At 68.1% G+C, this 10,152-nt stretch carries 11 protein-coding genes; 5 read left to right on the top strand and 6 right to left on the bottom strand.

Annotated elements, in window-relative coordinates:
* A partial coding sequence (locus AC31A1_RS38390; protein WP_489657718.1) for an HAD-IC family P-type ATPase occupies positions 1-2,333 on the bottom strand: 2,333 nt, incomplete at its 3' end.
* Positions 2,334-2,446: 113 nt separating this feature from the next.
* Positions 2,447-2,773, bottom strand: a complete 327-nt coding sequence (locus AC31A1_RS38385; protein ID WP_489657717.1) for a DUF2530 domain-containing protein — start codon at positions 2,771-2,773, stop codon at positions 2,447-2,449.
* A 122-nt stretch (positions 2,774-2,895) separates the two neighbouring features.
* Between AC31A1_RS38385 and AC31A1_RS38380 the strand changes: the two genes are divergently transcribed.
* Positions 2,896-4,290, top strand: coding sequence for an NCS2 family permease (locus tag AC31A1_RS38380; protein ID WP_489657716.1), 1,395 nt, complete (start codon positions 2,896-2,898; stop codon positions 4,288-4,290).
* Positions 4,291-4,311: 21 nt separating this feature from the next.
* Here AC31A1_RS38380 and AC31A1_RS38375 read toward each other — a convergent pair whose 3' ends face one another.
* Positions 4,312-4,494 (bottom strand): BrnA antitoxin family protein, encoded by a 183-nt coding sequence (locus tag AC31A1_RS38375; RefSeq protein WP_262064267.1) that lies wholly within the window; start codon positions 4,492-4,494, stop codon positions 4,312-4,314.
* A 154-nt stretch (positions 4,495-4,648) separates the two neighbouring features.
* Here AC31A1_RS38375 and AC31A1_RS38370 point away from each other — a divergent pair, with 154 nt between their 5' ends.
* Both AC31A1_RS38370 and AC31A1_RS38365 read left to right on the top strand, forming a co-directional pair.
* Positions 4,649-5,086 (top strand): MarR family winged helix-turn-helix transcriptional regulator, encoded by a 438-nt coding sequence (locus tag AC31A1_RS38370; protein WP_019072529.1) that lies wholly within the window; start codon positions 4,649-4,651, stop codon positions 5,084-5,086.
* 75 nt (positions 5,087-5,161) lie between these two features.
* Complete coding sequence (locus AC31A1_RS38365; protein ID WP_489657715.1) at positions 5,162-6,514, top strand: MFS transporter; 1,353 nt, start codon at positions 5,162-5,164, stop codon at positions 6,512-6,514.
* Between the two features lie 70 nt (positions 6,515-6,584).
* On the opposite strand, the gene AC31A1_RS38360 is transcribed toward AC31A1_RS38365, so the two are convergent.
* The gene (locus AC31A1_RS38360; RefSeq protein ID WP_489657714.1) at positions 6,585-6,833 is read right to left on the bottom strand and encodes a GNAT family N-acetyltransferase; all 249 of its coding nucleotides are present in this window, start codon (positions 6,831-6,833) and stop codon (positions 6,585-6,587) included.
* Between the two features lie 109 nt (positions 6,834-6,942).
* On the opposite strand from AC31A1_RS38360, the gene thpR reads away from it, so the two are divergent.
* Entirely contained in the window at positions 6,943-7,500 is a 558-nt protein-coding gene (thpR, locus tag AC31A1_RS38355; RefSeq protein ID WP_489657713.1) for an RNA 2',3'-cyclic phosphodiesterase, read from the top strand.
* A gap of 205 nt (positions 7,501-7,705) precedes the next feature.
* Here the strand turns inward: thpR and AC31A1_RS38350 are convergent, their stop codons facing one another.
* Both AC31A1_RS38350 and AC31A1_RS38345 read right to left on the bottom strand, forming a co-directional pair.
* Entirely contained in the window at positions 7,706-8,701 is a 996-nt protein-coding gene (locus AC31A1_RS38350) for an aldo/keto reductase (protein WP_489657712.1), read from the bottom strand.
* 44 nt (positions 8,702-8,745) lie between these two features.
* Positions 8,746-9,333 carry a Uma2 family endonuclease gene (locus AC31A1_RS38345; RefSeq protein WP_489657711.1) on the bottom strand — a complete coding sequence of 196 codons (588 nt, stop codon included), beginning with the start codon at positions 9,331-9,333 and terminating at the stop codon, positions 8,746-8,748.
* Positions 9,334-9,480: 147 nt separating this feature from the next.
* Here AC31A1_RS38345 and AC31A1_RS38340 point away from each other — a divergent pair.
* Positions 9,481-10,152: Stf0 family sulfotransferase (locus tag AC31A1_RS38340; protein ID WP_489657710.1), on the top strand; the 672-nt coding region annotated here is incomplete at its 3' end.

Here is a 10,152-nt window from a genome sequence, read left to right as displayed (position 1 = left end):
GCAATCCCCACAGCGATCCACGGCATGGTCACCCCCACCAACTTCAGCGCGAAGAAATGCTGAAGCCACGGCACAACCAGCACCACCACGAACGCCGCCCCCATCGAGGCGACCAGGGTGATCCGCCACCACGTGTACGGCCGCGCGATAATCGCCAGCACCCACATCGAGATCAGGAACAGGGTCAACGTCGCCGCACTCGTCTCCGCCGCCAACGACCCCTTCCCCGTGTACTCGTGACGAGCGATCAGATACGTGACGAAGGTCGCCGCCCCGGCAATCACCCCACCCGGAATCGAGTACCGCATCACCCGCCGCACAAAGTGCGGTTTCGCTCGCTCCTTGTTCGGCGCCAGCGCAAGAAAGAACGCCGGAATCCCGATGGTCAACGTGGACAACAGAGTCAAGTGCCGCGGCAGGAACGGATATTCAACCCGCCAGCACACCACCAGCACCGCCAACAACACCGAGTACACGGTCTTCACCAGGAACAGCGTCGCCACCCGCGTGATGTTCCCGATCACCCGCCGCCCCTCCGCGACCACCGAAGGCAACGTCGCGAAGCTGTTGTTGAGCAACACGATCTGCGCGACCGCCCGGGTCGCCTCGGACCCGGAGCCCATCGAGACCCCGATGTCGGCATCCTTCAGGGCGAGGACGTCGTTCACCCCGTCCCCGGTCATCGCGACGGTGTGCCCGCGCGACTGCAACGCCCCCACCATCTCCCGCTTCTGCTGCGGAGTGACCCGCCCGAACACCGTGCCCTCGTCAAGGGGCTTGGCCATCTCCCCCTGATCCGACGGCAGTTGGCGCGCGTCCACGACCTGCCCGCTGAGCCCCAGCTTCCCGGCCACCGCCCCGACGGACACCGCGTTGTCCCCGGAGATGACCTTCGCGTGCACGTCCTGCTCCGCGAAATAGGCGAGCGTCTCGGCCGCGTCGGGCCGCAACCGCTGCTCCAACACCACCAACGCGGTCGCCGAGGCCTCCCCCGCGACCCCGGGATCGTCCAGTTCCCCGGAGACCCGGGCCAGCAACAGCACCCGCAGCCCTTGCTCGTTGAGCCGCCCGGTCTCCTCCAGCGCGGGATCATCCGCACCCAGAAGCACATCGGGCGCCCCGAGCAACCACGTACTCGACTCCCCGTTCCCCTCGCTGAAGGACGCCCCGCTGTACTTCCGCGCCGACGAGAACGGCAGCGACTCCACGCACCGCCACTCCTCGCTGTCCGGATAGGCGGTGATGATCGCCTTCAGCGACGCGTTCGGCCGCGGGTCCGACTCCCCGAGCGCGCCCAGGACTTTGCGTACGTACGTTTCGTCGGCCCCGCCGAGCGGCCGCAGCTCGGTGACGTCCATGCCGCCCTCGGTCAGCGTGCCCGTCTTGTCGAGGCAGACCGTGTCGACGCGGGCGAGACCCTCGATGGCCGGAAGTTCCTGGACGAGGCACTGTTTCCGGCCAAGCCGGATGACACCGATCGCGAAGGCCACCGAGGTGAGGAGGACCAGCCCTTCAGGAACCATCGGGACGATCCCGCCGACCGTCCGCGCGATGGAGTCCTTGAACCCGTGCTGTTTGACGACGAGTTGGCTGATGACCAGGCCGATCGCGGTCGGGATCATCATCCAGGTCACGTACTTGAGGATCGTGGAGATACCGGTCCGCAGCTCGGAGTGGACGAGCGTGAACCGGGAGGCCTCCTCGGCGAGTTGGGCCGCGTACGCCTCACGCCCCACCTTCGTCGCCTCGAACGCGCCACCGCCGGCGACCACGAAACTCCCCGACATGACCGCGTCCCCCGGCCGCTTGACGACCGGGTCCGCCTCACCGGTGAGCAGCGACTCGTCGATCTCCAGGCCGTCGGCCTCGACGCACTCCCCGTCGACCACGACCTTGTCACCGGGCCCGATCTCGATGAGATCACCCAGCACGATCTCGGAGGTGCTCACCGCCACGGCGGCCCCGTCGCGCCGTACGGTCGGTTTCGCCTCGCCGATCACCGCGAGGGAGTCGAGGGTCTTCTTCGCCCGCCACTCCTGGAAGACACCGATCCCGGTGTTGGCGATGATCACGTACCCGAACAGGCTGTCCTGGACCGGCGCCACGAACAGCATGATCAGCCAGAGCACGCCGATGATCGCGTTGAACCGGGTGAAGACGTTCGCGCGGACGATCTCGCCGAGGGAACGGCTGCTGCGCACCGGGACGTCGTTGACCTCCCCGCGCGCCACCCGCTCGGCGACCCCGGCGGCGGTGAGCCCACGGGCCCGTGCGGGAGGGACGGGCACGGGGTGCACAGGATCGAGTTCGGCGCCCGCGTCGGTGTGCGTCATGCATTCGACGGTACGTGCGGATTTACGGCTTCACCCGCCGAGTGCCCGGAAGATCCGACCAGGGGAGGACGGCGGGCGGGGCGGGCTGATGCCCCGGGTGGAGAGAAGCCTCATCACTCCGCAGCAGAGGAGGGGGTCTCCGTAGCCGAAGTGGTCGACGCGGCCGAATCGGTCGAATCGGTCGAAGTGGCAGCCTCGGCCGCCAGTCGCTTGAGCGCCGCGTCCCGCCCCCGGACGTACCAGATGCCGATCAGCCCCAGCCCGGCCCCGGCCAGGCAGGTCCACACCCACCACAGATGGCCGTGGTCGTCGAACCAGCCGTAGAAGGGGAGCTGTACCAGGAAGAGGACGAACCAGAGGATCGTGCCGCCGATGATGGTCGGGACGATCGGGCCCTCCAGGGGCTCCGGTGCCTCGTGTGTCGGTGTCCACTTCGCCATGCCCGCAGTTTACGAGGCGGCGCAACACTCTCGTGTCTACGCGCGGAGATAGCGCCTGACGTCTTCATATGTTCATACTGAAACGGTTTCCGTCTGTCCACTTCTGCTCGTAGGAACCTCCAATGCCGACCGCGCTCGACCGTTACTTCAAGATCTCCGAGCGTGGCAGCTCGCTACCCCGCGAGATCCGGGGCGGTTTCGCCACCTTCTTCGCGATGGCGTACATCATCGTGCTCAACCCGATCATCCTGGGCAGCGCGAAGGACATGTACGGGCACCACCTGGACAACGGTCAGCTGGTCACCGCCACGGCTGTCACGGCCGCGTTCACCACTCTCCTCATGGGTGTCATCGGCAACGTACCGATCGCGCTCGCCGCCGGACTCGGCGTGAACTCCGTCGTCGCCCTCCAGCTCGCGCCGCGCATGTCGTGGCCGGACGCGATGGGCATGGTCGTGCTGGCCGGTCTGATCGTGATGCTGCTGGTCGCCACCGGGCTGCGTGAGCGCGTGATGAACGCGGTGCCGTACGGACTGCGCAAGGCCATCTCGATCGGTATCGGCCTGTTCATCATGCTGATCGGGCTCGTGGACTCCGGGTTCATCTCCCGCATCCCGGACGCCGCCCAGACCACCGTCCCGCTCCAGCTCGGCGCCGACGGTCACCTCGACGGCTGGCCGGTACTGATCTTCATCCTGGGCGTCCTGCTCACCCTCGCGCTGATCGTCCGCAAGGTGTCCGGCGCGATCCTCATCTCCATCGTCACCATGACCGTCCTCGCGGTGATCGTGAACGCGGTCGCGACGATCCCCTCCTGGGGCCTGACCACCCCGAAGTGGCCCGGAAACCCGGTAGCCACCCCGGACTTCGGCCTGATCGGCAAGTTCAGCCTGTTCGGCGGCTTCTCCAAGGTCGGCGTGCTGACCGGCGTCCTCTTCGTCTTCACGGTCCTGCTGTCGTGCTTCTTCGACGCGATGGGCACGATCATGGGCATCAGCGACGAGGCGAAGCTGACCGACGGCGAGGGCAACATGCCCGGCATCAATAAGGTGCTCTTCGTCGACGGCATCGCGGTCGCCGCGGGCGGTGTCAGCTCCTCGTCCGCGACCACCTGCTTCGTGGAGTCCACGGCGGGTGTCGGCGAGGGCGCCCGCACGGGCTTCGCGAACGTCGTCACGGGCGCGCTCTTCGCCGTAGCGCTGTTCCTCACGCCGATCGCCACGATGGTCCCGTCCCAGGCCGCCACCCCCGCGCTGCTCGCGGTGGGCTTCCTGATCCTGGCGGGCTCCGTCAAGGAGATCGACTGGGCCGACCACACGATCGCGATCCCGGCCTTCATCACGATGGTGATGATGCCGTTCACCTACTCGATCACCAACGGCATCGGCATGGGCTTCATCACCTTCGTGGTGCTACGGCTGGTGGCGGGCCGGGGCCGGGAGGTCCCGGTGCCGATGTACGTCGTCGCGGCGGTGTTCGGGTTCTACTACCTGATGCCGGCGCTGGGTCTCACGTGATCCGCGCTTTTAAAAGAGCCGTCACGTGACCCCGTAGAACTTCTCCGTCTCCTCGACCGCGGTCTGGAACCGCTCGTCGAAGTCGTCCCGAATGAGCGTCTGGACCACATAGTCCTGGACGCTCATTCCCCTTTTCGCCGCATGGTGTCGGAGCCGTTCGAGCAGCTCCCCGTCTATCCGCAGGCTGAGCACGCTGGTCCCCATGTAGACGAGGGTCCGGGGCGGTTCCCGGCGGCGGGTGACGTTCCGTGCCCGGATCACTCATATGGGTGACGGAAGGGTTCAGTGGCCAGGGTCACGGGCATCTCGGCGTGTCGGCATTGGTCTTTAGGGAGAGTAATGAGTTACGCTAAAGAACATGCCGGACCTAACCCATGGCGACGACGCTGCCGCTGTGAACTCCTTGCGATCAGCCGTGATGCGGTTGTCCCGTCGACTCAAGCACCAGCGGGTCGACGAGTCACTGAGCCCCACCGAGATGTCGGTGCTCGGCACCCTGTCCAACTGCGGCAGCGCGACCCCTGGCGAGCTCGCTCGCAAGGAGCATGTGCAGCCGCCCTCGATGACCCGCATCGTGGCGCTGCTCGAAGCGAAGGGTCTGGTCCAGCTGGAGCCTCACCCCGAGGACCGGCGCCAGAAGGTCGTCACCAAGACCCCCCAGGCCGAGGCGATGCTCGAAGAGAGCCGCCGCAAGCGCAACGCGTTCCTGGCCGGCCTGGTCGACGGCCTCGACGAGGACGAGTGGGCGAAGATCGTCGCCGCCGCCCCCGTGCTGGAGAAACTCGCACACCTGTAACCGCTCTATGCGCGAGTGAGCCGTAGGGGCGCGCGCCTCTACGGCGAACGAGCAAAAGAAAGAGGAGGCGACCTTTTGAGTTCGGGAACCGGAGCAGACTCCGCACCCGCGCCAGCCACCCCCGACTCCCTGTCCGCACCCCCACGCAAGTCCTCGATGTTCAGCTCGCTGAAGATCCGGAACTACCGCCTGTTCTTCATCGGCCAGGTCGTCTCCAACACCGGCACCTGGATGCAGCGCATCGCCCAGGACTGGCTGGTCCTCAGCCTCACCGGCTCCTCCGCCGCCGTAGGCATCACGACCGCCCTCCAGTTCCTGCCGATGCTGCTTTTCGGGCTCTACGGCGGTGTCCTCGTCGACCGGCTGCCCAAGCGCCCCACTCTGCTCGTCACGCAGTCCGCGATGGCTCTGACCGGCCTCGCCCTCGCCTTCCTCACGCTCTCCGGCCACGTCCACGTCTGGCACGTCTACGTCGCCGCCTTCGCCGTGGGTCTCGCGACGGTCGTCGACAACCCGGCCCGCCAGTCCTTCGTCTCCGAGATGGTCGGCCCCGAGCAACTACAGAACGCGGTCAGCCTGAACTCGGCGAACTTCCAGTCCGCCCGCCTGGTCGGCCCCGCCGTCGCGGGCGTCATGATCACCGGCGTCGGCACGGGCTGGGCGTTCCTCTTCAACGGCCTGTCGTTCGTGGCGCCCCTGGCCAGCCTGTTCCTCATGCGCAACCGCGACCTGCACTCCGTCAAGCGCGCCCCGCGCGGCAAGGGCCAGCTCCGCGAGGGCCTGCACTATGTCGCCGGCCGCCCCGACCTGATCTGGCCGATCGTCCTCGTCGGCTTCATCGGCACGTTCGGCTTCAACTTCCCGGTGTGGCTGTCGGCCTACGCGGACGACATCTTCCACGCGGGCGCCGGCGCGTACAGCCTCTTCAACACACTCATGGCGGTCGGCTCCCTGATCGGCGCCCTGCTCGCCGCCCGCCGCGGAACCACCCGCCTACGCGTCCTGATCGCGGCGGCGGCGGCCTTCGGCCTCCTTGAGGTGGTGGCCGCGGTCGCCCCCTCCTACTGGCTGTTCGCCCTCCTCATGATCCCGATCGGCATCGCCGGCCTGACGGTCAACGTCACGGCCAACACCGCCGTCCAGATGGGCACCGACCCGGCCATGCGCGGTCGCGTCATGGCCCTGTTCATGATGGTCTTCATGGGCGGTACGCCGGTGGGCGCACCGATCGTCGGCTGGATCACCGACGCCTACGGCCCCCGGGTGAGCTTCGCCCTCGGCGGCGTCATCGCGGCCGTCGCCGCGGCCACGATCGGCGTGATCCTGGCCCGCATCGGCGGCCTGCGCCTGTCGTTCGACTGGAACCACGGGCATCCGAGCGTGGCCTTCGTCCCGCGCGAGCGGGAGCAACTGGCGGCGGCGGCCTGAGAGTTGGGGGCGTGGCCCGGAGGGTGATGGCTACACCCTCCGGGCCAGCACCTGTCCCGGCCACTGGTCCTCACCGACGACGAACGCCTCGGGAGATCCCGGCCCGTCGCGTCACCTCCGCCGCGTGCGCGAGCAGCGCGCTGCCGACGCCGTGGCCCTTGAACCGGCGGTCGGAGGCGAGGAGATGGACGTACCGCTCTGGCTCGTCGACGGCGTCGATGTACGGCCCGGGAGAGTCGGTGAGGGTGAGCGTGCCGAGTATCGCGGGGATGTCGTCGGGGCCGCCGTCCCTGATGCTGATGCTGGTGTCGGTCTCCATGGCAGCAGGCTAGGGATCCGAACAGGCTGTGCCCTGGACTAACCGTCTGAGCCCACCAGACCGGTTAGTCCAGGGCACACACCCTGAGCAGTGGTGGAAGGCTGCTCCCATGAGACTCTTCGCGGCACTGCTGCCGCCCGAGGACGTACTGGCCCAACTCGGCGCCACCGTCGGCGAGTTGCGGGGCCTCCCGGGTGCCGACGCGCTCCGCTGGACGAGCCGCCCGGGCTGGCACCTCACCCTCGCCTTCTACGGCGAGGTCGACGAGGACGTCGTACCCGAACTGTCGGCCGTCCTGGAGCGGACCGCGCGCCGGACCGAACCGTTCGGGCTGGCGGTGCGCGGAGGCGGGCAGTTCGGTGACGGGCGCGCGCTGTGGGCCGGGGTGAAGGGCGATGTGGCGGCCCTGCGGCAGCTCGCGGAGCGTTGCGAGGAGGCCCCGGCGGCGCGGGAACACCGGCGGCACCGCGCCCACCTCACCGTGGCACGCAGCCGGGACGCGGTGGACGTACGGCCGTATCTCGACCGCCTCGACGACTTCGCGGGCCGCGAGTGGACGGTGGACGAGCTGGTCCTCGTCCGCAGCGACCTGCCGAGGTCCGGGGTGGCGGGGGAGCAGCCGCGGTACGAGGCGGTCGCCCGCTGGCCGCTCGGGGCGGCCGGTTAGGCTCGGGTACGTGGACCCGAAAACCCGGAACCGGATCATGGCCGGTGTGCTTGTGCTGTTGTTCGTTGTCGTGGGGCTGGCGGCTGCGCTCGGTAAGTGAGGACGGACGGGGCGTAGGGGACTGCGCGATCGTTGCCGGGTGCGGGCTGTGTGTGGCTGGTCGCGCAGTTCCCCGCGCCCCTGAAGGGGCGCTGTCCTCACGGCATTACCAGGCGAAGGCCTCCGGTGACGGGCCAGGTCCCGGGAAGATCTCATCAAGTGACCCGAGAAGTTCCTCGCTCAAGTCCAGCTCTACGGCGCGCAGCGCGCTGTCGAGCTGCTCGGCGGTGCGCGGGCCGACGATCGGGCCGGTGATGCCGGGGCGGGTGAGGAGCCAGGCCAGGGCGGCCTCGCCGGGCTCGATGCCGTGCTTGTCGAGGAGGTCCTCGTAGGCCTGGATCTGGGCGCGTGAGGTGGGGTTGGCGAGGGTGTCGGCGGCCCGGCCGCTCGCCCGGCGCCCGCCCGAGACCTCCTTCTTGATGACCCCGCCGAGGAGTCCGCCCTGGAGCGGGGACCAGGGGATGACCCCGAGGCCGTACTCCTGCGCGGCCGGGATGACCTCCATCTCGGCGCGGCGCTCGGCGAGGTTGTAGAGGCACTGCTCGCTGACGAGCCCGATGGTGCCGCCGCGGCGCGCGGCGATCTCGTTCGCCTGGGCGATCTTGTAACCGGGGAAGTTCGAGGAACCGACGTAGAGGATCTTGCCCTGCTGGATGAGGGTGTCGATCGCCTGCCAGACCTCCTCGAAGGGGGTGGCACGGTCGACGTGGTGGAACTGGTAGATGTCGATGTAGTCGGTCTGGAGCCGCTTGAGGCTGGCGTCCACGGCCCGCCGGATGTTGAGGGCGGAGAGCTTGTCGTGGTTGGGCCAGGCGGGGACGCCTTCGGGGCCCATGTTGCCGTACATCTTGGTGGCGAGGACCGTCTTGTCGCGGTGGTCGGGGCTCTTCGCGAACCAGTTGCCGATGATCTCCTCGGTACGGCCCTTGTTCTCGCCCCACCCATACACGTTGGCGGTGTCGAAGTAGTTGATGCCCGCGTCCAGCGCCGCGTCCATGATCGCGTGGCTGTCCGGCTCATTCGTCTGGGGTCCGAAGTTCATCGTGCCGAGGACCAGTCGGCTGACCTTGAGGCCTGTGCGTCCGAGCTGCGTGTACTTCATGAGTACTTAGCCAACGACTTTGAGTGCGCTCTATGCAAGGGGGGTCAGTCGCGGGGGAAGTCGGCGGTGCTGAGGGTGAGGCCGACCACGGTGCCGGTGAGATCCATGTCGTCCCCGAACGCCACCTTCGTCTCCGTCGCGTAGTCGTCGCCCTTGGGGTGGGTGTAGACGTGGCAACGCCCCTGGTACGGGTCGGCGATGACGTAGACGGGGACCTCGGCGAGGGCGTACGCGGCCTTCTTCGGACCGTAGTCGTTGGCGGCGGTGCCCTTGGAGATGACCTCGGCGACGAACTCGACGTCCTGGTAGCGCCAGCGCCCGTCCTCCGTCTTCTCGGCGCCCTCGGCCATCGCCGTCACGTCTGTCGCGAATCCGTTGAGATGACCCGGGTAGTCGATGCGGACGTCGGACTTCACGCGTTTCCGGGGGTACTTGGTCCGCAGCTGTTCGACGATGTCCAGGATGATCTCCCAGTGGGTGTCCCTCTGCGGCGACATGAAGACGGTCCCCTCGACGATCTCGACCTTGTATCCCTCGGGGACGGGCATCGTCTCAAGCCGCTCGAACATCTCGTCCAGCGTGCTCGTGTTGTCGCTCTCGGCCATCGCGATCCTGTCTTCAAGGACGGTCATCGTGGCGCTCCTCCCCGGCCGCCCTCCACACAAGTGCAGCCGCGCGGTACAACGATACGCACGGTGACCGGGATGCGGAGTGATCACGCCATCATCACCGTCGTTATTCGGTTGCCGCCCACGCCCTCACCCCCGACCCTGTTCCCCGTGACCCAGCAGACGGACAAGGACACGGACACCTACTTCATCTGCGCCACCCCCCGAACCGGCAGCTCCCTCCTCCTCGGCCTCCTCGACTCCACCGGGGTCGCCGGGCACCCGCAGGCCTACTTCCGGTCGCCGGACGAGGTGGCGTGGGCCGAGCGGTGGGGGATTCCGCACACATCCCAACACGCCCTGGACTACGGCGAGTTCGTGCGAGCCGCGCTACGGGAAGGACGGACCGGCAACGGGGTCTTCGGGGCCAAGCTCATGTGGGGCACCCACGCCGAACTCGCCGGCAGGCTGGCGGGCCTGCACCCTGAACTCGCCGGGGATGAACTGCGGCTGCTGGAGCGGGAGTTCGGGCGGCAGGTCCGGTTCGTGCATGTGCGGCGGGACGACATCCTCGCCCAAGCCGTCTCCTGGCTGCGTGCCGAGCAGACCGGGGTCTGGTTCGTCGGCGGGAGGGGTGAGATCAGCGGAGGGGGAGGCCAAGTCGCCGGTGAGCGGCCGCACTTCGACCGTGACGCCATCACCCGCATCATGCGGACCATCGAGGAGCACAACGCCGGATGGGAGCGCTGGTTCGAGGCCTACGGCATCCAGCCGTACCGCATCCGCTACGAGGACCTCTCCGCCGATCCGTCCGCCGTCACCTACGGCGTCCTCGACCACCTC

The sequence above is a fragment of the Streptomyces sp. P5F9 genome (genome assembly GCF_057961495.1).
Note: the sequence above shows the minus strand (reverse complement) of the source record. Positions and strands in the feature narration are given on the sequence as shown.